This window comes from Micromonospora halotolerans (genome assembly GCF_032108445.1).
Taxonomy (GTDB): Bacteria; Actinomycetota; Actinomycetes; order Mycobacteriales; family Micromonosporaceae; genus Micromonospora; species Micromonospora halotolerans.
In genome coordinates this window covers 4975582-4996430 of sequence record NZ_CP134876.1, presented here as the reverse complement: position 1 = coordinate 4996430, position 20849 = coordinate 4975582, and the positions used below count along the sequence as shown (strand labels likewise).

Here is a 20849-nt window from a genome sequence, read left to right as displayed (position 1 = left end):
CCGGCCGGTCCGCGCAGCCACCGGTTTCCGGGGCTGCGCGGACCCGCGCCGGATGGAAGGATGACCGGGTGTCATCGCTCGCGATACCCCACGTGACCTTCCTCGGTGGACATCCGCGGCACACGGGCGAGACGACCGGGCTGACCGCCGTCCTCGACCGCTCCGGCGTCGACCTGCGGCGGCCGATCCGGCGGTTCCTCCGCCTGCCCTGGCCCACCCTCCGCGGCCTGGACATCCGCACCCCGAGCCTGGTCTCCATGGCGCTCGACGGTCACGGCCTGCGGTCCGGCGGTGTCCGCCTCGACCTGCACCTGGACGACGGGGTGTGCCGGTTGCACGTCGACGGTCCGCCGGCGGCGGAGCTGCGGGACCGGCTCGCGGCGTGGGCGGCGGAGGAGGCGGGGCCGCCCGAGCCGCTGCCCGCCACTCCCCCACCGCCGCCGCGCCAGGTGCGCGGTCCGGCCGACGTGGTCCGGGTGTCGCTCGACATCTGGCGGGCCGCCGGCGTCGGCCGGGAGTCCGTCCCCGACCGGAGCACCCTGGCCTACCGGCTCAGCGTGGCGGAGGACCACCGCCTCTGTGGCCGCTTCACCGAGGCCGTCGCCCTGCTCGAACCCCTGGCCGCCGGGGCGGCGACGGCGTTCGGGCCACTCGACGCCGACGCCCTGACCGTCCGCAACGCGCTCGGTCAGGCCTACCTGGCCGCCGGGCAGGTCGACGACGGCCTGGACGTGCTGCGGGAGGCGGTGACGGCCGCCGAGCACGGGCAGGGCGCCGACGCGGAGCTCACCCTCGTCATCCGCAACAACCTGGCGGTCGGTTACCAGCAGGCCGGCCAGTACGCGCAGGCCATCGAGCTGCACGAGGAGAACATCCGGCACAGCGAACGCAAGCACGGGCAGCTGAGCCGGCAGACGGTCGGCCGGTGCAACAACCTGGCCGCCACCCTGGCGCTGGCCGGTTTCCGGCGGCGGGCGATCGGGCTCTACTGGGAGGTGCTCGACGCGCTGCCGCCCGACGCCCGCGACGACAGCCTGGCGGTCACCGCCCGGCAGAACCTCGCCATCCTGCACAACCCGTCCTGGCGACCGTGACCGGTCAGGGCAGGGGCGACGAGACCTCGGCCGAGCCGGCCCGGCGGGCGCGCGGCACCACGTCGTCCTTGCGGACGATGGCGCTGACCTGCTCACCGATCTCGCGGGTGAGCCGGTCCGGGCACGACAGTCCGAGCTGGACGGCCAGGTCCCGCCCGTACAGGTCGACGGCGGCCTCGGCCAGCTCGGCGTAGACCGCCACGGCCAGGCGGGCGCGGTAGCGCGCGGTGGGCAGCGCCACCAGACCGACCACCAGGGCCGGCCACCAGAACGCCCCGAGAGCGGCGTACAGCAGGCCCCAGCCGACCAGCCGGGCGGCCGCCCCGCACCGGTCCCGCGCGGCCGCCAGCTCGCCCCGCGCCTCGTCCGGCAGCACCAACCACAGGCGCGGCCAGCAGCTGGCCAGGTCGATGCCGTAGCCGCGGTGCACCCGGACGTCCGTCGCGTGCAGCCGGTCGCCGATCCAGGTGGGCCGCGCCGGCTCCACGAGGCAGATCGCCGACCGGCGGGCGATGGCCCGGCGCGTGCGGTCGCGCAGCGCGGTGTCGCCGGGGTCGGTGAGCAGCGCGCGTTCCGCGGCCAGCACGGCCGCGTCCGCCCGCTCCCAGCGGCGGCGGCGCCGGGCGGCGAGCCGGCCCGGCACCGGCCCGGAGCCGGTCCGGCTCCACGCCCAGGAGACGAGCGCGCCCACCGCCTGCGCGACGAGCCCGGCCGCCGCCGCGCCGAGCAGGAACGCGACCGCCCCGATGAGCAGACCAGCTCCCGATCCACCGGCCGGCCCGGCGGCCAGCCCGTCCCACCAGGCCGCCAGGGCGGACCGGTCCAGCGCGTGCCGCTGGCCCAGGACCTCGGCCAGGACGACCGCGGCGGCGAACAGCGCGCCGGGCAGCAGCAGCGCCGCCGTCCACCGCGTCACCAGCTGTTTGCCCAGCTCGGCGAGGAGGGCGTTCACAACACGATCCGGCGCAGCCCGAACGGCGAGCCGGTCAGCCCGCACACCGGACGGTCGCCGTCGCCCTCGGGGACCGCGCGGGGACACGGTAGCGGGCTCGGGCAACCCCAGGCGACGACGGTGGGATGCCCGCCCCCGCCGAGCCACGCCTCGAACCCGCGTACGCCGGTGGTCAGCCCGTCGATGCCGTGCCGGGCGAAGGCGTCGTCGAGGCGGTCGAGGTCCTCCTCCAGGTGGTGATCGAGGCGGCCCTGGGCGACGGCCTCGGCGATCCGGTCCAGCACGTCGGCGGCGCCGTACCGCTCGGCGTGCTGGCGCAACTGCTCACCGACGGCCTGGCGGCACAGCCGGGCCACGCGCTCCGCGACGAGTTCCAAGGTTGCTCCCCGGGCACCGGTTGGCTTCCGCCGCCACCCTATCGACCCGGGGACGCCACCACCGTCCCCACAGGTGTGTCGCGGACGCACTACCGCCCTCCGGCCGGGGCGGGCAGGATGGACACCGGAGATCGCAGGCCGACGCGGGGATCGAGTGGCGATGTCGAGACGGACCACCAGTGCCGCCGCACAGCGGGTCGCGGCGGTGCTCGCCGAATACGAGCGCACCGGTGACCCGTCCGTCCTCACCGGACCGGAGCTGTCGGCCGACGTGCAGGTCCTTGCCGCCGCGGCCGGTGACCGCGGCGCCGGGCGGGCGGCGGCGCGGGAGCTGGCCCGGCTCCACTGGTACCGCTACCTCGACCAGCCCGGGCTGGACGGCGTGCGGGAGCGCCGCGCGGCAGTCGCGCTGTTCCGGCAGGGGTGCCGCGACGACCCGGACGGGCTGCCGGAGCTGATCCGGGACGAGCAGCCGGAGACCGGCCGGCCCGACGCGCCGCGCCTGTCCGACGTCCTGCTCAGCCCGCAGCAGGCCGACCGGATCGCGGGGCTGCGGCAGCGGTACCGGGAAGGTTCCGGCAAGGCCCTGCGGATGCTCGTCACGCTCTACCGGGACTGGTTGCCGCAGCTGGCCCGCGACCGCGACGAGTCGGCCGGCCTGCTCCGTGCCGCGCTGCTGACCGACCTCGCCGAGGCGCTGGCGGCACTGGCCGAGGACGGCGAGGACGTCCGGACCTACGACGAGGCGCTGGACACCCTGACGCAGGCCCTGGAGGCCACCTCGGCGCGGGACCCGCACCGGCTGCTCCGGCTGCTCCGCCGCGGCGACCTGTTCACGCTCTACTTCGACGGGGGCGCCGGCCCACGGGCCCTGAAGCTGGCCGTGGGCGACTACCGCCGGGCCGCGCAGCTCGCGTGGGGGCGCCAGCCAACCGATCCGCGGGTCGTGTCGCGGCTCGGCACGGCGCTGTGCCGGCTGCACGGCGTTCCGGAGCACGCGTCGGTGGAACTGCTGGTGGAGGCGACCGCCGCCTGGCGGGACGCCGTGCTCACCACGCCGCCGGACCACCCGGGGGCGGCGCCGGCGCTGGAGCGGCTGAACACCGTCGTCAACCTGCTGGTCCGCGAGATCGGCACGGAATTGGCCGGCACGATCGTCACCGCGGCCGACCAGCCGGAGGTGCTCGATCGGCTGCTGTGGCGGGCCGAGGAGGCGGCCGATCGGGTCGCGGTGGACGCCGCACCGCCGGCCCTGGCCGAGCGGTACGAGGCGGCCGTCGTGCTGGCCGCCGCGGTGCCCGGCTTCCATCCGGGGCGGCCGCGGGCCCTGCTCCTGCTCGGCGAGGCGGAGCTGGCCCGCTGGGAACACGGCGGCGAGCTGGAGGGCGCGGGGCGGGCGGCGTCCTGGGCGCAGCTCGCCCTGGACGCCGCCGGGCCGGCGCACCCGTTGCGGCGGGAGGGCCTCAACCTGCTGGCGGCCGCGACGTCCCGGGCGGGGGTGCACGGGCAGGTCGAGCACCTGGTCGAGGTCGCCGTCTCCGCCGCGCGCGCGGCACTGGACCTGGCCGACGGGCAGCCGGACGCGCGTGGGCAGCAGCTCGCGGTCCTCGCCGGCACGCTGTCCGACGCCGGCTGGCTCGCCAAGGATCCGGAGCTGCTGGACGAGGCGCTGCGCCACCAGCGGGAGGCGCTGGAGCAGACGCCCGCGCAACACGAGGCGTACCCGCTGCGGCTGATGCGGCTCGCCGACATCCTGTCCCGCCGGGCGGCGCTGGTGCCCGACGACACGCTCCTCGCCGAGGCCGTGGAGGCCAGCCGGCGGGCCGCCGAGGCGCTGCCCGCCGGCGACTCCCGACGGGTCGGCTTCCTGTACAACCAGGCGAGCAGCCTGGCCCTGCTCTCGGGGCGCCGGGCCGACGAGGCCGGCCTGCTGGCGGCCGAAGGCACGTTCCGCGACGCGCTCGCCCTGCTGCCGCCGGAGCACCCGGACCAGCCCCGCATCGGCAGCTCGATCGCGGACACCCGGTACCAGCGGTACCTGGTGAGCGGTGACCGCGACGTGCTGGCCGACGCCGTGCGGCTGGCCCGGCAGGCGGTGGCGCAGACCCCGACCGGGCACCACTGGTGGGCGCTGCGGGCCGGGCTCCTGGCCCGGGCCGCGGCCGCGCTGGCCCGGGCGGGCGGCCCGGACGCCGGCGAGGCGAGGAGCGAGGCCATCGCCACGTACGCCGCCATCGCCACGTCGTCCGTGGTGGACGCGGAGACCGCGATCGACGCGGAACGCCAGCAGGCCGAGCTGGCCCGCGAGGCCGGCGACCCGGCGGCCCGGCTGGCCGCCCTGGAGCGGGCGGTGCGGCAGCTGCCCGCCTCGGTCGACCGGTCGGCGTCCGGGCACCGCCGGCTCGGCACGGTCGCGGCGCTGGGCGGGGTGGCCACCGAGGCCGCCGTCGCGGCGATCGCGGCCGGCGACGCCGACGGCGCCGTCGAACTCCTGGAACGCGGCCGGGGTCTGCTGTTCCACGAGGCCCTGGGTATCCGCGGCGGCCGCGTGGAGCTGCGCGCGGTCGACGCTCGGCTCGCCGCGGAACTGGACCGCATCGACCGCAAGCTGGCCGAGGCGGACGCCTACACGCAGATCCGGAAGTTCACCATCGAGGTGCAGCGCCGGACCGAGTCCGGCGAGGTGGTGGACAGCTCCACCACCGACTGGGACCCCCGGCCGGTCTGGCTCGCCCAGACCCGGCAGCTCGCCACCGAACGGGACCGGGTGGTCGAGCGGATCCGGCGGCTGCCGGGGTTCGCCGACTTCCTCCGGCCGCCGTCGATGCCGCTGCTGCGCCAGCGGCTGGCCGGGATGCCGGTCGCCGTCGTCACCACCCACGGCGACCGGGGCGACGCCCTGCTCGTCCCGGCGGACCCGGAGCGGCCCGTGCGGCCGGTGCGCCTGCCCGACCTGCGCGCGGCCACGGTCCAGCGGCACGTCGCGACCTGGTACGCGGCGGTGGCCGACGCGACCGACCCGGCCGTGCCGTTCGACCGGCGCGCCGCCGCCCAGGAGGAGCTGCACGGCATCCTGGCCTGGTTGTGGGATGCCGTCGCCGGGCCGGTGCTCGACCTCCTGACCCCGGCGGACGGCCCGCCGCCGCGGATCTGGTGGTGCCCGGTCGGCCCGCTGGCCCGGCTCCCGCTGCACGCGGCCGGTCACCATCGCGAGGCGGGCGGTCGGCGTACGGTCCTCGACCGTGCGGTGTCGTCGTGGACGCCGACGCTCACGGCCCTGGCCCACGCGGGGGCGGACCGGCCGCCACGGCCGACGGCCGCCACGGCCGCCATCGTCGGCGTGCCGACCGCGCGGGACCTGCCGGCGCTGTCCCAGGTACGCGCGGAGGTCGAGCAGGTCGCCCGGCTGATGCCCGGCTCCACGGTGCTGGCCGGGACCGAGGTGGCGCTCGACGCAGTCGAGGACGCGCTGCGGGAGCATCCGATCGCGCACTTCGCCTGCCACGCCGAGGCCGACACGCGGGTCGTCTCGATGCTGACCGGCGGGCTGCGCCTCGGCGGCGGGCGCTCGCTCAGCCCGCACATGGTGGGCGCCTACCACCTGGAGCGGGCCGAGCTGGCCTTCCTGTCCGCGTGCGGCTCGGCCGCGACGCACCCGCGGTCGACCGACGAACCGCTGCACCTGGCGGCGGCCTTCCAGCTCGCCGGCTTCCGGGGGGTGATCGGCACGACCTGGCGGACCCCGGACAGCGCGCGGGTCGCCGCGGCGTTCTACTCCGGGCTGACCGACGGCGGCACCCGCCCGCCGGACACCGCGGCGGCGGCCCGGGTGCTCGCCGAGACGGTACGGGCCGTCCGCGACGAGTACCCGGCGACGCCGACCCGGTGGGCCGGCCACCTCCACGTCGGACTGAACCGGCCGCTGTGACCGCCCCGACGCCGGTGGCGGTCAGTCCGCCGGGGGCGCGACCGTGCGGCGCAGCTCCCGCTTGAGCACCTTGTGGCTCGGCCCGATCGGCAGGGCGTCGACGTAGCGGACCTGGCGCGGGTACTTGTGGCGGCCCAGGTGCGCGCGGGACCAGTCGATCAGCTCCTGCTCGGCCGGCAGTCCGGGGCCGGCCGGGTCGGCCACCACCACCGCGCAGACCTCCTCGCCGTGCCGGGGGTCGGGCACGCCGATCACGGCCACCTGGCCGACGGCGGGGTGGCGGGCCAGGACCTCCTCGACCTCGCGCGGGTAGACGTTGAAGCCGCCCCGGATGATCAGGTCCTTCTTGCGGTCCACGATGGTGATGAACCCGTCGTCGTCCTTGCGCCCCAGGTCGCCGCTGCGGAACCAGCCGTCGACCACCGCCTCCGCGGTCGCCTCGGGCCGCCCGAGGTAGCCGGCGAAGACGTTGTGCCCGCGGATGACGATCTCGCCGAGTTCGCCGGTCGGCAGCAGCTCGATCCGGTCGTCCAGGTCGGCGCGGGCGATCTCCACCTCGACGCCCCAGACCGGGTGCCCGATGGTGCCGGGGCGGGTGCCGAAGTGCGGTTGGTTGGTGGTCGCCGTCGGCGAGGTCTCGGAGAGCCCGTAGCCCTCGAAGATCGTGGTGTGGAAGGCGGCGTGGAACCGTTCCAGCACGGCCACCGGCAGCGACGCCCCACCGGAGACGCACAGCCGCAGCCGGGGCAGGGTGGCCCGGTCCCGGGCGGCGTCGAGCAGCGCCACGTACATGGTGGGCACGCCGTGGAAGACGTTCACCCCCTCGGCCAGCATGAGGTCGATGGCGGCCGGCCCGCTGAACCGGCTCAGCAGCACCAGGGTCCCGCCGACGCGGAAGGTGCCGTTCATGGCCACGGTCTGGCCGAAGCTGTGGAACAGCGGCAGGCAGCCGAGCACCACATCGGTGTGGCGCGCGTCGTTGGCGTCGAAGACGTTGACGGTGGCGTTCATGACGAGGTTGAGGTGGGTGAGCAGCGCGCCCTTGGGCACGCCGGTGGTGCCGCTGGTGTAGAGCACCACGGCGGTGTCCTCCGCCTGGCGGGTGACGTACGACGGCAGCGCCGGCAGGGGCTCGCTCACCTCCTCCAGCCGGGACACGCCCGTGCCGCCCGGCCCGACGGTCACCAACGGGACGCCCGCCGCCGCGGCGGCCGCGGCGCCCAGGGCGAGCTGCGAGCCGTGGCAGACCAGCAGCTTCGCGCCGCTGTCGCGCAGCACGTGCACGGCCTCGTCCACGGTCAGCAGCAGGTGCACCGGCACGAGCACCGCGCCGGCGGCCAGGGCGCCGTAGTAGACCCGGGGGAAGTCGACCACGTTCGGGGCCAGCAGGGCCACCGGCTCGCCCGGGGCGACGCCCAGCTCCCGCAGGCCGGCGGCGTACCCGCGGGCCTGCCGCCACAGCTCGGCGTAGCCGACCCGGGTGTCGCCGTCGACCACGGCCACGGTGTCCGGGTGCCGTCGGGCCGCCTCGGCCAGCACCATGGCCAGCGACAGCGCGGTCACCGGGCCGCGCTCCGGAGCGGGCGGCCGCTCGCCGCGGCCGGTTTCTCGATGCGGGCGTTGCTCCTCATGCCGGATGCCCTCCCGGGGGTCGTCGGGTTCGTCCTGTGGTCAGAAGGCGTTGACGCCGGTGAGCGCGCGCCCGATGAGCAGTTGCTGGATCTGGCTGGTGCCCTCGTAGAGGGTCATGACGCGGGCGTCCCGCAGGTACTTGCCGGCCGGGAACTCGTCGATGTAGCCGTACCCGCCGAAGACCTGCACGGCGTTGTTGGCGGCCCGCACGGCGGCCTCGCTGGCGAACAGCTTGGCCATCGAGGCCTCGGTGGCGAACGGCTCGCCGCGGTCGACGAGGTCGGCCACCCGCCACACGAGCAGCCGGGCGGCGGCGGTGTCGACGGCGATGCCGGCGATGAGCTGCTGCACGAGCTGGTGGCCGGCGATGGGCTTGCCGAACTGGCTGCGCTGCCCGGCGTAGCCGACCGCGGCGTCCAGGCAGCCCTGCGCGATGCCGACGCAGCCGGCGGCCACCGACATCCGGCCCTTGGCCAGGGTGGCCAGGGCGAGCCGGAAGCCGCCGCCCTCCGGGCCGAGGCGCGCCGAGTCGGGCACCCGGACGGCGTCGAACCGGAGTTCACCGGTGGCCTGCCCGCGCAGGCCGAGCTTGCCGTGGATCGGCCGGCGGGTGAGCCCGGAGGCCCCGGTGGGCACCAGGAACGCGCTGATGCCCCGGTGCCCCGGGCCGCCGGTCCGGGCGAAGACCAGTGCCACGTCCGCGGTGGTGCCGTTGGTGATGAACGTCTTCGTCCCGGTGATCAGCCAGTCGCCGCCGTCGCGGACCGCGCGGGTGCGCAGCGCGGCCGCGTCCGAGCCGCTGTCCGGCTCGGTGAGCGCGAAGCAGCCCAGTGCCGCTCCGGAGCAGAGCCGGGGCAGCCACTCCTCCTTCTGGGCGGCCGACCCGTGCGCGGCCACGGACTTGGCGACCAGCCCGAGCGACACCGAGACGATGCCCCGGACGGCGGAGTCGCCCCGGCCGAGCTCCTCCAGCACGAGGCAGTAGGTGAGGTGGTCGCCGCCGGAACCGCCGTCCTCCTCGGGGACGGTGAGCCCCAGGAAGCCGAGCCGCCCCAGCTTCCCGACGATGTCGGGGTCCACCTCCTCCCGGCGGTCCCAGGCCGCCGCGTGCGGCGCCACCTCCCGGTCGACGAACTCGGCGGCGAGCCGGCGAGCCGCCACCTGCTCGGCGGAGAGCTGAAGGTCCATCGGCTTAAACTAGCGGCGCAAGTTTAAGTCCGTCCAGACCCGCTCAGGCCGGATCCGGTGCCGGCACCTCGCGGAGCCCGCCGCCGTCGAGCCGGAGCCACCGCCGCACGCCGATCTCGGCGAGGAACCGCTCGTCGTGGCTCACCACCACGAACGCCCCCCGGTACGCGCCCAGGGCGTTCTCCAACTGGCCCGCGCTCACCAGGTCGAGGTTGTTCGTCGGCTCGTCCAACAGCAGCAGGTGGGGCGCCGGCTGGGCGTACAGGACACAGGCGAGGGTCGCCCGCAGGCGTTCACCGCCGGAGAGCACGCCGGCCGGCAGGTGGGCCCGCGCGCCGCGGAAGAGGAACCGGGCGAGCAGGTTCATCCGCTCGGCCGTGGGCCGGTCCGGGGCGTACGCGGCGAAGTTCTCCGCCACGGTGCGGTCCGGATCGAGCAGGTCCAGCCGCTGCGACAGGTACGCGACCCGGCCCTCGCCCCGGCGCACCTGCCCGCCCTCCGGGTCGAGATCCCCCTGGAGCAGCCGCAGCAGGGTGGACTTGCCGGCGCCGTTGGGCCCGGTCAGGGCGATCCGCTCGGGCCCCCGGATGGTGAGGTCCACCCCGTCGCCGGCGAAGACGGCCCGCCCGTCGTGGTGGACCTGCATCCGCTCCCCCGCCACGACCGTCCGGCCGGCCGGGACGGTGGTCTCCGGCAGATCCAGCGTCAGCGTCTGGTCCTCGCGCAGCGCCGCGCTGGCCTCGTCGAGCCGGGACTGGGCCTCGCTCACCCGGTTGGCGTGCGTCTGGCGGGACCGGCCGGCCGACTCCTGGGCGCTGCGCTTGAGCCCGCCGGCGACGATCCGGGCCAGGCCGGCGCTGTCGAGGTTGCGGGCGGCGTTGCCGGCCCGCCGTTCGGCCCGCTCCCGCGCCTGCTGCATCTCCCGCTTCTCCCGCTTCACCTCCTGCTCGGCACCGCGCACGGTGCGCTCGGCCGCCTCCCGGGCCGCCCGGGCGGCCTCCTCGTACGCGGTGAAGTTCCCGCCGAACAGGCGCACCTCCCCGCGGTCCAGTTCGGCGATGCGGTCCATCCGGTCCAGCAGGGCCCGGTCGTGGCTGACCAGCAGCAGGCAGCCGGACCACTCCTGGAGCACGGCGTACAGGCGGTGCCGCGCGTCGAGGTCGAGGTTGTTCGTCGGCTCGTCGAGCAGCAGCACGTCGGGGCGGCGGAGCAGTTGCGCGGCGAGGCCGAGGGAGACGACCTGCCCGCCGCTGAGGGTGGCCAGCCGCCGGTCGAGCGCGACGTCCCCGAGACCCAGCCGGTCGAGTTCGGCCCTGCTGCGCTCCTCCACGTCCCAGTCGTCGCCGACGGTGGTGAAGTGCTCCTCGGCGGCGTCACCGGATTCGATGGCGCGCAGCGCCCGGAGCACCGCGTCGACCCCGAGCACCTGGGCCACGGTCAGGTCGCCGGCCAGTGGCAGGTTCTGCGGCAGGTAGCCGAGCACGCCGTCCACCGTCACGGCGCCGCCGGTGGGGGTGAGGTCGCCGGCGATCAGCCGCAGCAGGGTGGTCTTGCCGGCGCCGTTCGGCGCGACCAGGCCGGTGCGGCCGGGCGGCACGGTGAAGGACAGGTCCTGGAAGACCGGGGTGTCGTCCGGCCAGGAGAAGGAGAGGTTGGTGCACACGACACAGGTGTCGGACATCGAAGAGACCCTCGGGTTGTGAGCCGGGCAGGGCACGGCCGCCCGGATGACGAGACAGGGATGCGACGAGGTGGGCCGGGATCACCCGGAGATGTCGTCGTCGCCCGTCATGTCTGTCTCCTTCGAGTCGGCGCGCGGTCTCTCGGCGCGCGCACCCACCAGCCTAGCAACTCCGCGCGGCGCTCTTGACCTCGATCGACGACCGGCTTAGCTTCATCGATCAGAAAGGTCTCTTAACTAATCCCGCTCCGTCCCTCCGTGGGAGTGCCGATGCGACCGTTCCGCCACCGCCGCCTCACCGCCCTCGTCGCCCTGTCGACCCTGCTGGTCACCGCCGCACCACCGAGCGCCGCGAGCGCGGCCGACGCCGCGGCCCGCCGGACCGGCTACCACCGGGTCGGCTACTTCACCCAGTGGGGCATCTACGACCGGGCCTTCCCGGTCAAGAAGCTCGACACCTCCGGGGCGGCCAGCCGCCTCACCCACGTCAACTACGCGTTCGGCAACATCAGCGCCGACGGGCGCTGCTACGTCGACGGCGGGCCGGGCGAGGGGGACGCCTGGGCCGACTACCAGCGCACCGTCCCGGCCGAGGAGAGCGTCGACGGCGTCGCCGACGCCTGGGGCGAGCCGCTCAACGGCAACTTCGGCCAGCTGGCCAAGCTCAAGGCCCGGCACCCCGACCTGAAGGTGCTGATCTCGCTGGGCGGCTGGAGCTGGTCGACGTACCTCTCCGACGCCGCCCGCACCGACGCGTCCCGCCGGGCGTTCGTCGCCTCCTGCATCGACCTCTACCTCAAGGGGAACCTGCCGGTCCTCGACGGCGGCAGCGGCGGCCCGGGCGCGGCCGCCGGCGTCTTCGACGGCGTCGACCTGGACTGGGAGTGGCCGAACTGGCCCGGCGAACCGGGCAACGTGGTCCGCCCCGAGGACCGGGAGAACTTCACGAAGCTGCTCGCCGAGTTCCGCCGGCAGCTCGACGCGTACGGGCGGCAGGCCCACCGGCACTACGCGCTGACCGCGTTCCTGCCGGCCAACCCGGCCACCATGGACGCCGGGTACGAGGGCCGGAAGATCTTCCGGTATCTCGACTTCGCCACCGTGCAGGGCTACGACTTCCACGGTTCCTGGGACCCGGTGACCAACCAGCAGTCGGCGCTGCGCGTGCCGGCGGGCGCGCCGGACGACCCGGACTTCTCCGCCGAGGTGGCGATCGACGGCTGGCTCGCGCGCGGCGCGCCGCGCGGCAAGCTGGTCCTGGGCATCCCCTACTACGGCCGCGGCTGGACCGGCGTGACCGGGGGCGGGGACGGGCTGTTCCAGCCCGCGGCCGGGCCGGCACCGGCCACCTTCGAGGCCGGCTACGAGGACTACAAACAGCTCAAGACCCTGCCCGGCAAGGGCTACTCCGTCCACCGCGACCTGCGCGCCGGGCACGCCTGGTTGTTCGACGGCACGACCCTCTGGACGTACGACGATCCGGTGGTGGTGCTCCAGAAGACGCTCTACATCCGCCGCGCCGGGCTGGCCGGGGCGATGGTCTGGTCGCTCGACGGCGACGACGACAACGCGACGCTGACCAGGACGATCAGCTTGGGGCTCAGCACGCCGTAGCGCGGCTCGCCGCCTCCGCCGCGACGCCGTCCCTCCCGGCCGGCGGCGGAGGCGGTGGACCCCGAGGACCGTCCCGCCGCGACTCGCCGCCGGACCGCGGCGGTGGAACCGGTGGTCCCGCCGCCTCGTCCAACCACCGGACGTCCGAGAACGGTCGGGCCGGCGGAGGGAGCGGGATGATGCGGCGCAGCAGGCACCTCGTGGTGGCCGTCGCGGTGGGCACCCTGCTGGCGGGCTGTGCCGCCGGCTCGGGGCCGACCACCGGCCCGCCGGACCCGAGCGCGGCTCCCCCGGGCGCCGGACCGTCCCCCGACCCGGTCGCGCTGATCGGCAACTGGACCGTGACCGCCGCCGACGGCGGCGGGGTGCTGCGGCTCGCTCCTTCCGACCAGGGCGACCTGCTGTGGTTCGACCGCTGCGGGGTGTCGACGGGGACGTGGCGGGCGGGCGCCGGCGGCCTGTTCGTGACCGAGCTCTCCGGACTCTCGCCGTCCGGCCGTCCGGGCTGCCCCACCGATCCGCGGCACGGACCGGCCTGGCTGCCCCGGGCCACCGGATTCCGGGTGACCGGTAAGACCCCGGTCCTCCTCGACGACCGGGGCCGGCAGGTCGTCCGGCTGGCGCCCGGCGCGAAGCCCGATCCCGGTCCCCACCTGCTGCCGGAACTGGCCGAGCCGCCGGTGGTCACCCCCGAGGTCCGGCGCGCCCTCGCGCCGGCCGCCGCGCTGCCGGCCGGCCTGACGCCGGCCGGCCGGGCCGCCCTGCTCGGCCGCTGGGTACCCGCCGGCCCACCGCGGGGCGGGCGGACACCGGCGTACGTGGAGTTGCGTGAGGACGGCGGATGGCGCGGCTCCGACGGCTGCAACGGCCAGGGTGGGCGGTGGGTCGCCGGGGCGGAGGGCGCCCTGCTCGCCACCGCCGGACCGAGCACGCTGATCGGCTGCGCGAGCGTCCCGGTGGCGCGCTGGCTGTCCGGGGCGTCCCGGGCGGGACTGGACGGCGACGTGCTGGTGCTCGTGGACGCCCGAGGCGACGAGACGGGCCGGTTGCGGCGCGACGGCTGACGGGCACGGGTCCGCGCCGGCGGGCGCGGTCAGCGCCGGGCCAGCTCCGACTCCATCCGCTGGACGAGCGTCTTGCGGTCCTTGCCGTCGCGCTCGCGCCGCAGCGCGGCCCGGAGCTGGCGGGTGTCGAGGCCACGGACCAGCTTCACCGCCTCGGTGACCGGCAGGTCCGACAACTGCCCCGCCGAGGTGGCCTCCCGGCGGGCCCGCTTCGCCGGTCCGGTGTTGGCAACGAACTGCCGCCCGGACCGCGACGCCTGCCGCTTCTTCGTGTCGGTGTCGCGCCGCTGCTCGTCCGAAAGCTGTTCCCAGGCCCGTTTGGGCAGGTACCGCGCGGTCTCACCGTTCCGGCGCGCACGGGTGGAACCCGAGCGGGTCTGCCACTCCTCGGTGCCCCACCGCTGCAGGGACCGCTGCCGCTGGTCCCTGGGTCCCTCGAAGCCCCCACCGCGCTTCTTGTACTCGTTGGTGAGCAGTTGCGACTTGCGCGCCGACCACTGCCCCGGCCGGCCGCCCTTGTCGGACGCCTGGATCTCCTCCTTGAGCTGCGCCCGGAGTTCGGGCTTCGTGTACCTGGCCATGCGGGAGGCGTTCCCACCGGCGGCGGGTCGTATGCGTCCGGCCAGCCGAATCGGGGTGGGCGCCCGCGGTCGTATCCTGCCCGCATGGCGGATCCGGTCTGGGCCGACGGCGCGGCGTACGAGGCGTACGTGGGCCGGTGGAGCCGGCTGGTCGCGCACGACTTCCTGCGCCTGCTGGCGCTCCCGCCCGGCCTGCGCTGGCTTGACGTGGGCTGCGGCACCGGCGCGCTGACCGCGACCGTGCTGGCCGAGGCGGATCCGGCGCGGGTCACCGGCGTCGACCCGGCGGTGGGGTTCCTGGCCCACGCCCGCGACCGGGTCGACGACCCGCGGGCCGCCTTCGAGGTCGGTGACGCCCGCGCGCTGCCGGTGGCCGACGCGAGCGTCGACGTCGTGGTGAGCGGGCTGGCGCTCAACTTCGTGCCCGAGCCGGCGCGGGCGGTGGCCGAGTTCGTCCGCGTCCTGCGACCCGGCGGCGTCGCGGCCGCGTACGTCTGGGACTACGCCGAGGGAATGGCGATGATGCGCCACTTCTGGGCGGCCGCCGAGGTGCTCGATCCGGCGGTGGCGGAGCGGTCCGAGGGGCGCCGGTTCCCGCTGTGCCGGCCCGGGCCGCTGCGCGCGCTGTGGACGGACGCCGGCTTCGCGGCGGCGACCGTCCGGCCGGTGGTCGTGCCGACGGTGTTCGCCGACGTGGCCGCGTACTGGGCGCCGTTCCTCGGCGGCCAGGGCGCGGCACCGGCGTACGTGGCGTCCCTGGCCGGGCCCGACCGGGCGGCGCTGCGCGACCTGCTGGTGAGCCGCCTGCCGGTCGAGGCGGACGGGTCCGTCCGGCTGACGGCGCGGGCCTGGGCGGTGCACGGCACCGCGCCGTCGTGACCGCGCCCGCCGTGCCGGGGGCGCGGCCGGGCCGTGTGGCCGACCGCGGGGTCAGCCGTCCCGGCCGGTGCCCGGTGTCCGGGACCGGCGGTCGCGGCGGACGGCGTAGGCCCGGCGCATCTTGACGTAGTTGCCGCAGCCGGCCATGGAGCACCAGCGGCGCGCCTGGTTGCGGGAGGCGTCGTAGTAGGCCCACCGGCAGGTGTCCCGGTCGCACACCTTGAGCCGGGTCCACACCTGGTCCTGCGCGCACTGCCGGATGGCGTCGACCAGGGCGGCCAACGCCACGTCGAGCGGGCCGGTCGCGGCGGGAACGAGCCGGGGAGCGCCGTCCGCGAGCGTCATCCGCACGGGCGCGGCGGCCAGGGCCTCGTCGAGGCGGCGCAGCGCGCCGGGGTCGGCGGGGTGGCCGGCGTGGCCGAGCAGCACCGCCCGCAGGCCCTCGCGGACCGTGCGGGCCACGGCGAGGTCCGCCGGGCTCAGCCGCGCTCCGGCGGGGATCAGTGCCCGCTCGGCGAGCCAGTCCCGCAACGCGTCCGGCGTGGTCAGCGACTCCTCGTCGACCTGTGGCTCGAAGGTGTTGACGAAGTCGCGGACCAGCCGCACGGCGGCCGGCACCGATCGCTCGTCAGGCACCGTCGCGCTCCTTTCGTCCACACCAGCGTAACGCCTTGACCGGTGTAGCCCGCTCTGGGATCGTCCGGTGTGTACACCGGCGAAGGCGGTTGGCTGGTGTCAGGAACGCCGAGGCGGGAGGACGGATCGTGGCCACCACGCTCAGGGACGTGGCGCGGCACGCCCGCGTGTCGGTGAAGACGGTCTCGAATGTCGTCAACGACCACCCGCACGTCAGCGACGACCTCCGCCGCCGCGTGCGGGAGGCCGTGGACGCGCTGGGCTACCGGCCGAATCTCGCGGCCCGCACCCTGCGCACCGGCCGCACCGGGCTGCTCGCGCTTGTCGTTCCCGACGTCGAGGCGCCCGGCCTGCACGGGTTGGCGCGTGAGGTCGTCCGCGCGGCGAGCGGCCAGGGCTTCCGGGTCGTCGTCGAGCACCTCGGACCCGGGACCGACCGCCCCACGCCCCCGGCGGACACCGGGGCACCGCCGGGCGTGGACGCCGTCCTGCTCGGGGCGGACACGGTGTCGCCGGGCCTCATCGACGCCCACCTCGGCACCGGCACTCCCCTCGTCCTGCTCGGCGAGTGCCGCGAACCCCGCTGCGACCAGGTCGCCGTCGACGGCGCCCGCGCCGCCGCGGACGCCACCGAACACCTGCTGCGCGCGGGGCGGCGGCGGATCGCCGCCATCGGCGCCCGGCCGGACGAGGCCACCGGGCCGGCGCAACCCCGCACCCTCGGCTACCAGCGGGCGGTCCGCCGGGCCGGACTCGACCCACCCGCCGGCTACCTGCGGGCCACCGCCGAGCACCGGTACGAGGACGGCTACCGGGCCGCCCGGTGGCTGTTCGTACAAGAGCACCGCCCCGACGCCGTCCTCTGCTACTCCGACCGGCTCGCCATCGGCGCCCTGCGGGCCGCCGCCGACGCCGGGCTGCGGGTGCCCGCCGACGTGGCGGTGATCGGGTTCGGTGACAGCGAGGAGGGCCGCTACTCCCGGCCGTCGCTGACCTCCGTCTCGGTCGACCCGGCGTTCCTCGCCCGGAAGGCGGTCGCCCTGGCCACCGCCCGACTGGACCGCCCGGACGCCCCACCCACCCGGATCACCGCACCGCACACGATCCTGCCCCGGGAGAGCACCCGTCCGGCCCGGTGACCACTCGCGGCGGTCCACTGTGGTTTCAGTGTGCCACCCGGATGTGACAGGGTGTTCTACAATCGACGCCGCCCTGCGAGGCGCTGGGGATCAGCAGTCCTCACGGGATCCGGGCCTACTCGGGGGAGGCGCATGGTGAGCGGGGCTCTGAGCGGCGGCGTGCTGGACCCGGACGGCGCCATGGACCAGATGCGGGCCTGGAAGGGCCGCATCGACAAGCTCGCGGCGGACACGAAGGCGATGAGCGACCGCCTCCAGGAGCTGCGAGTCGTGGCCGAGGACGACAACGGCCTGGCCGAGGTCACCGTCGACTCCAGCGGCGCGCTGCTGGACCTGCGCCTGGGCCGGCAGATCCAGCGGGTCTCCCCCGAGGTGGTCGCCCAGGCGGTCCTGGAGGCGATCCGGCGGGCGAAGGGACAGCTCGCCGAGCGGTCGCAGGAGATCATCGCCGAGACCGTCGGCACCGAGTCGCCGGCCGCCCGGGCCATCGCCGAGCGGGTGGGCCGGCAGCTGCGCCCCGACCCGGAACCCGGCCGGGGCGAGCCCGGCTCCTACGACGGCCACGGCTGGCAGCGGTGAGCGGCCCGGCCGGCTGGTCGGCCGACCCCGAGCAGATCCGCGCGCACGCCGCGTACGTCGAGGGGTTGCGCGCCCGGTTCGACGCGGTCCGCGGCGCGAGCGCGCACATCGCGCGGGACGACCAGGCGTACGGGCTGCTCTGCGGGTGGATCTCCGCGATCCTGGAGGACCGGCACACCCGCCAGGACGAGCTGGTCGCGTACGTCGACGAGAACCTCCGGCTGGTCGCCGACGGCCTGCGCCGCACCGCCGACAGCTACGACGGTGTGGACGGTGACGCGGCGAGTTCGATGGAGGCGATCAGCCGGCGGTTGCGGGCATGACCGACAACTCGCTGGTCGCGGACGTCCGGTCCACCCGGGAGGTGTGGACGGGCTCGTCGCTGGCGGACGGCGTCGAGGGCCTGGTGGACGCCATCCGCAGCGAGGGCTGGGTGGACGACCTGCTCGCCGGGGCGGCCTTCGGGCTGGACGTCGCCGCGACGGTGCTGGACCCGTTCAGCGCCCTGCTGGCCAACGGCATCGGCTGGGCGATGGAATACTTCGAGCCGCTGCGGGAGATGCTCGACTGGCTCACCGGCATGCCCGACGTGGTCGCGTCGCACGCGGCCACCTGGGACAACATGGCCGGCCACCTGCAGCGGATGGCGGCCGACCTGCAGGCGCACCTGGCCGGCGACCTGCCCGACTGGCGGGGGCACGCCGCCGAGGCGTACCAGTCGCTGATGAAGAACAACGTCGACGCGATCGCCGGTCTCGGTGGCGCGTCGGCGGCGATGGCGGCCGCCACGCAGGCCGCCGGGAACCTCGTCTCGTTCACCCGCGACATCGTCCGTGACCTCATCGCGGACCTCGTCGCGCGCGTCGTCGTGTGGGCGGTCGAGGCGATCTTCGTGGTGACCATTCCGGTGATCGCCGCGCAGATCACCGCCGCCGTGCTCAAGTGGGCGGGCCGGATCCTGAGCTACACCACGGCGCTCGTCACCAGCCTCACCAACCTGTCCAAGCTCGTCAACGGCTGACCGGGGGGATCGTGGCGAAGCCCAAGGGACCGCACGGCGGCACCGGCGACGGCGGCGACGGCGGGGGCGTCGGCGACGGCGGGGATGTCAACGACGGCGGTGTGCCGCGGCAACGGGGCGGCGGGTCGCACGGCCGGCCCACCACCGTCGCCGAGACCCACCGGGCCGTCACCGAGGCGGCGGAGAGCGGCCGGCCCGGCGGCCCCAGGTCGACCGATGGCAGGTCCACCGAGGGGGACGCCGACGCGCAGCGCCCGCAGAACGACCCGGAGCTGGACAAGCACGACGAGAAGAGCCTCGAGGAGATCGGCAAGGCGCGCCGGCAGATCGCCGACCAGCTCCAGGAGATGGTCGACGACGCCTGGGACCACGTCGACCAGAACCGGGACTCGATCCTCCAGCGGGAGGGCTACCAGCGGCAGCGGGACAAGCTCCTGGAGCGGGGCTACCCCGAGGACGTGGCGGACCTCATCGTGGAGCGCACCGCGCTGGGCACCGAGTCCCACCGGCAGCTCGCCAACGCGATCGACAGCGAGGCGACCACCATGCTCGACCCGGAGACGGGCTTCCGGCTGCGCACCGAGGTCGGCTACGACGCCCAGGGCGTCGAGACGCCGAAGGTGACCGACCAGGACTTCCGGCCGGACGTCATCCTGGAGCGGCAGTACCGGGACTCGGCGACCGACGAGCTGGACTGGGAGGTCGCGCACGCCTACGACCTCAAGACCGGCCTGAAGACCGGCATCGAGCCGAGCTGGGCCAACAAGGTCCAGCGGGTGCTGGGCCTGCCCGAGCCCCCGGAGGAGCTGAGGCCGACGCAGCGACCGCTGAGCGTAGACTGACCGGGCCCGGCCACCGACCCGCGAAAGGTGCGTATGTCCTCTGTTGACGCGGCGCGGCGGTGGCGGCAGGTCCTCTCCGAGCTGCGCGCCGATCTGCCCGGAGAGTGGTCGTTGCGGGGCAGCGGCCTCGACACGGTGCTGGCGCGCGAGCCGCTGGGCTGGTCGCTGGCGTGGATCGGCTGGTCCGGTTCGCCCACCCGACCGGTGGGTTGGGTGACCGCCGGGGTGCAGCCGCTCGTGGCGCCCTTCACCAGCTGGATCATGACGTACGGCGTCCGGATGGACGAGGTCCGCTCCGGGCCGCCGACGGTCGACCTGTCCGCTGACGAGGCGGTGGACCAGGCGCGGCGGTTCGTGCTGGACGCCGGCCTGGAGAAGATCGACAAGTGGCCGGCCGAGCGGCTCGCCGACGTGGCCGAGCGGGACTACGCCCAGGATCCGCGCCGGCGCCGCACGCACTGGCACCAGCTGCCCGGCTGGCGGGTGGTCAACGGCACGGCGTCGCCCGTCGAGCCGGCCACCGAGCTCGCCGAGCTGTGTCGCGACCGGGCCGCCGGCTCCTCCGGCACGGGCGCCCGTCAGCTGGCCGAGCAGGCCGCGTTCTACGAGGGGCTCGTGCGGGCCTGGCACGACGGGGAGCGGGACGCCGCGCTCGGCTTCCTGACCGCGCAGCGGGATCAGGCGCTGGCCGCCCGGAAGCTCGACGCCGCGCTCACCCCGTAGGCCCGTCCAGCCGCGCCACGACGGGCGCCAGCGCCTCGGGTAGCCGCACCGGCACGACCCCGCCGGCCTCCGCCGGCAGGACGCGCACCGGGTGGAACTCCCCGGCGTACCACCAGAAGACCTGGTCGGAACAGGGGTCGGCGGCGGCCGCGAACAGGGAGCCGGTCAGGCGGTGCACGGCCACGGCGGCCTCCCGCACCCGGCCGTCCACCGGGTGCAGCAGCACGGCGCCGTACTGTGGCGCCGCGACCAGCGCACCGTGGTCGGCGCCCTCGGGCAGGAACCGCTTGACCGACATGAGGGCGGTCGTCACGAAGGGGTTGCCGTCGGCGGCGAGCAGGCGCACCGACCCACCGGTGGGCAGCTCGTGGTCGCGCACGTCGAGAGTGGTCAGTTCGCGCTCCACGGTCTGCCGCACGGCGATGCGCACCAGGTCCGCGGGCTCGCGGTCCAGTCCCGCGGCCTGGGCGAGGGTCAGCAGGTCCAGCCGCTCGGGTCGGTTCACCACCACCACCGCGGTGAAGTGGTCGCCGAACGGCATGGCCAGATAGCTGTCGGCCTCGGTGGTCGCGGCCGCCGGGGTGAGGCGGAGCCGGAGCTGCTCGACGTCGACCGGCCCGAGGTCGGCGGAGACGCTGTCCGGCAGCTCCCGCTGCACCGCCGTGACCCAGTCGGCCACCAGCTCCGGCCACGCCTGCCGGGGCTGGTCGAGGCAGCTGCGCAACAGCGGGACCAGGGACACCCGGGCCCGGCCGCCGGGGACGGCGACGACGATCTCGTCGCGGTCCGCCGCGACGCGGGCGCCCGGCAGTCGAGCCGGCAGCGCGTCCTCGACCAGGGTGCGGACGTTGCCCATCAGGTCCATGTTCTGCGCCGACGCCACGCTGCATTCATACCATCGGCCCGCGAACCGCGGCGA

The 20849-nt window shown here is 75.7% G+C and carries 19 protein-coding genes; 11 read left to right on the top strand and 8 right to left on the bottom strand.

Annotated features, from left to right (window positions below; translation table 11 throughout):
- The first annotated feature begins 68 nt into the window (after positions 1 to 68).
- Complete coding sequence (locus tag RMN56_RS23545; protein ID WP_313719714.1) at positions 69 to 1094, top strand: tetratricopeptide repeat protein; 1026 nt, start codon at positions 69 to 71, stop codon at positions 1092 to 1094.
- A 4-nt stretch (positions 1095 to 1098) separates the two neighbouring features.
- On the opposite strand, the gene RMN56_RS23540 is transcribed toward RMN56_RS23545, so the two are convergent.
- Complete coding sequence (locus tag RMN56_RS23540; RefSeq protein WP_313719713.1) at positions 1099 to 2046, bottom strand: hypothetical protein; 948 nt, start codon at positions 2044 to 2046, stop codon at positions 1099 to 1101.
- Positions 2043 to 2423 carry a hypothetical protein gene (locus RMN56_RS23535; protein WP_313719712.1) on the bottom strand — a complete coding sequence of 127 codons (381 nt, stop codon included), beginning with the start codon at positions 2421 to 2423 and terminating at the stop codon, positions 2043 to 2045. The genes RMN56_RS23540 and RMN56_RS23535 overlap by 4 nt, the downstream gene beginning before the upstream one ends.
- Positions 2424 to 2583: 160 nt before the next feature.
- Between RMN56_RS23535 and RMN56_RS23530 the strand changes: the two genes are divergently transcribed.
- Complete coding sequence (locus tag RMN56_RS23530) at positions 2584 to 6351, top strand: CHAT domain-containing protein (protein WP_313719711.1); 3768 nt, start codon at positions 2584 to 2586, stop codon at positions 6349 to 6351.
- A 21-nt stretch (positions 6352 to 6372) separates the two neighbouring features.
- Here the strand turns inward: RMN56_RS23530 and RMN56_RS23525 are convergent, their stop codons facing one another.
- The 3 genes from RMN56_RS23525 to abc-f form a co-directional block, all read right to left on the bottom strand.
- The gene (locus RMN56_RS23525; protein WP_313719710.1) at positions 6373 to 7914 is read right to left on the bottom strand and encodes a long-chain-fatty-acid--CoA ligase; all 1542 of its coding nucleotides are present in this window, start codon (positions 7912 to 7914) and stop codon (positions 6373 to 6375) included.
- A 108-nt stretch (positions 7915 to 8022) separates the two neighbouring features.
- Positions 8023 to 9171 carry an acyl-CoA dehydrogenase family protein gene (locus tag RMN56_RS23520; protein WP_313719709.1) on the bottom strand — a complete coding sequence of 383 codons (1149 nt, stop codon included), beginning with the start codon at positions 9169 to 9171 and terminating at the stop codon, positions 8023 to 8025.
- A gap of 43 nt (positions 9172 to 9214) precedes the next feature.
- Positions 9215 to 10852, bottom strand: a complete 1638-nt coding sequence (gene abc-f / locus RMN56_RS23515) for a ribosomal protection-like ABC-F family protein (RefSeq protein ID WP_313719708.1) — start codon at positions 10850 to 10852, stop codon at positions 9215 to 9217.
- A gap of 270 nt (positions 10853 to 11122) precedes the next feature.
- Between abc-f and RMN56_RS23510 the strand changes: the two genes are divergently transcribed.
- Positions 11123 to 12466 (top strand): glycoside hydrolase family 18 protein, encoded by a 1344-nt coding sequence (locus RMN56_RS23510; protein ID WP_313719707.1) that lies wholly within the window; start codon positions 11123 to 11125, stop codon positions 12464 to 12466.
- 179 nt (positions 12467 to 12645) lie between these two features.
- The gene (locus RMN56_RS23505; protein WP_313719706.1) at positions 12646 to 13530 is read left to right on the top strand and encodes an META domain-containing protein; all 885 of its coding nucleotides are present in this window, start codon (positions 12646 to 12648) and stop codon (positions 13528 to 13530) included.
- 29 nt (positions 13531 to 13559) lie between these two features.
- Here RMN56_RS23505 and RMN56_RS23500 read toward each other — a convergent pair whose 3' ends face one another.
- Positions 13560 to 14111, bottom strand: coding sequence for a DUF5872 domain-containing protein (locus tag RMN56_RS23500; RefSeq protein WP_313719705.1), 552 nt, complete (start codon positions 14109 to 14111; stop codon positions 13560 to 13562).
- Between the two features lie 84 nt (positions 14112 to 14195).
- Here RMN56_RS23500 and RMN56_RS23495 point away from each other — a divergent pair, with 84 nt between their 5' ends.
- Positions 14196 to 14990 (top strand): class I SAM-dependent methyltransferase, encoded by a 795-nt coding sequence (locus tag RMN56_RS23495; protein WP_313719704.1) that lies wholly within the window; start codon positions 14196 to 14198, stop codon positions 14988 to 14990.
- Positions 14991 to 15041: 51 nt separating this feature from the next.
- Here RMN56_RS23495 and RMN56_RS23490 read toward each other — a convergent pair whose 3' ends face one another.
- Positions 15042 to 15626 carry a CGNR zinc finger domain-containing protein gene (locus RMN56_RS23490; protein WP_313719703.1) on the bottom strand — a complete coding sequence of 195 codons (585 nt, stop codon included), beginning with the start codon at positions 15624 to 15626 and terminating at the stop codon, positions 15042 to 15044.
- Positions 15627 to 15754: 128 nt separating this feature from the next.
- On the opposite strand from RMN56_RS23490, the gene RMN56_RS23485 reads away from it, so the two are divergent.
- From RMN56_RS23485 to RMN56_RS23460, 6 genes are all read left to right on the top strand, one after another.
- Positions 15755 to 16765, top strand: a complete 1011-nt coding sequence (locus tag RMN56_RS23485; protein ID WP_313719702.1) for a LacI family DNA-binding transcriptional regulator — start codon at positions 15755 to 15757, stop codon at positions 16763 to 16765.
- Between the two features lie 135 nt (positions 16766 to 16900).
- Positions 16901 to 17344, top strand: coding sequence for a YbaB/EbfC family nucleoid-associated protein (locus RMN56_RS23480; protein WP_313719700.1), 444 nt, complete (start codon positions 16901 to 16903; stop codon positions 17342 to 17344).
- A complete protein-coding gene (locus RMN56_RS23475) occupies positions 17341 to 17667 on the top strand; it encodes a type VII secretion target (RefSeq protein ID WP_313719699.1) in 327 nt (108 codons plus the stop codon). Before RMN56_RS23480 ends, RMN56_RS23475 begins: the two co-directional genes overlap by 4 nt.
- The gene (locus RMN56_RS23470; RefSeq protein WP_262286708.1) at positions 17664 to 18365 is read left to right on the top strand and encodes a WXG100 family type VII secretion target; all 702 of its coding nucleotides are present in this window, start codon (positions 17664 to 17666) and stop codon (positions 18363 to 18365) included. The genes RMN56_RS23475 and RMN56_RS23470 overlap by 4 nt, the downstream gene beginning before the upstream one ends.
- 11 nt (positions 18366 to 18376) lie before the next feature.
- On the top strand, positions 18377 to 19207 hold the full coding sequence (locus RMN56_RS23465; protein WP_313719698.1) for a hypothetical protein: 831 nt from the start codon (positions 18377 to 18379) through the stop codon (positions 19205 to 19207).
- Positions 19208 to 19240: 33 nt separating this feature from the next.
- On the top strand, positions 19241 to 19930 hold the full coding sequence (locus RMN56_RS23460; RefSeq protein ID WP_313719697.1) for a hypothetical protein: 690 nt from the start codon (positions 19241 to 19243) through the stop codon (positions 19928 to 19930).
- Here RMN56_RS23460 and RMN56_RS23455 read toward each other — a convergent pair.
- A complete protein-coding gene (locus RMN56_RS23455) occupies positions 19920 to 20813 on the bottom strand; it encodes a hypothetical protein (RefSeq protein WP_313719696.1) in 894 nt (297 codons plus the stop codon). The genes RMN56_RS23460 and RMN56_RS23455 overlap by 11 nt on opposite strands.
- Positions 20814 to 20849 lie beyond the last annotated feature (36 nt).

What these genes read in the sequence shown, in the direction of transcription:
- RMN56_RS23520 (WP_313719709.1), bottom strand. Translation starts at nt 9,171, where the DNA reads ATGGACCTTCAGCTCTCCGCCGAGCAGGTGGCGGCTCGCCGGCTCGCC.
- abc-f (WP_313719708.1), bottom strand. Translation starts at nt 10,852, where the DNA reads ATGTCCGACACCTGTGTCGTGTGCACCAACCTCTCCTTCTCCTGGCCG.
- RMN56_RS23510 (WP_313719707.1), top strand. Translation starts at nt 11,123, where the DNA reads ATGCGACCGTTCCGCCACCGCCGCCTCACCGCCCTCGTCGCCCTGTCG.
- RMN56_RS23500 (WP_313719705.1), bottom strand. Translation starts at nt 14,111, where the DNA reads ATGGCCAGGTACACGAAGCCCGAACTCCGGGCGCAGCTCAAGGAGGAG.
- RMN56_RS23495 (WP_313719704.1), top strand. Translation starts at nt 14,196, where the DNA reads ATGGCGGATCCGGTCTGGGCCGACGGCGCGGCGTACGAGGCGTACGTG.
- RMN56_RS23460 (WP_313719697.1), top strand. Translation starts at nt 19,241, where the DNA reads ATGTCCTCTGTTGACGCGGCGCGGCGGTGGCGGCAGGTCCTCTCCGAG.
- RMN56_RS23470 (WP_262286708.1), top strand. Translation starts at nt 17,664, where the DNA reads ATGACCGACAACTCGCTGGTCGCGGACGTCCGGTCCACCCGGGAGGTG.
- RMN56_RS23505 (WP_313719706.1), top strand. Translation starts at nt 12,646, where the DNA reads ATGCGGCGCAGCAGGCACCTCGTGGTGGCCGTCGCGGTGGGCACCCTG.
- RMN56_RS23530 (WP_313719711.1), top strand. Translation starts at nt 2,584, where the DNA reads ATGTCGAGACGGACCACCAGTGCCGCCGCACAGCGGGTCGCGGCGGTG.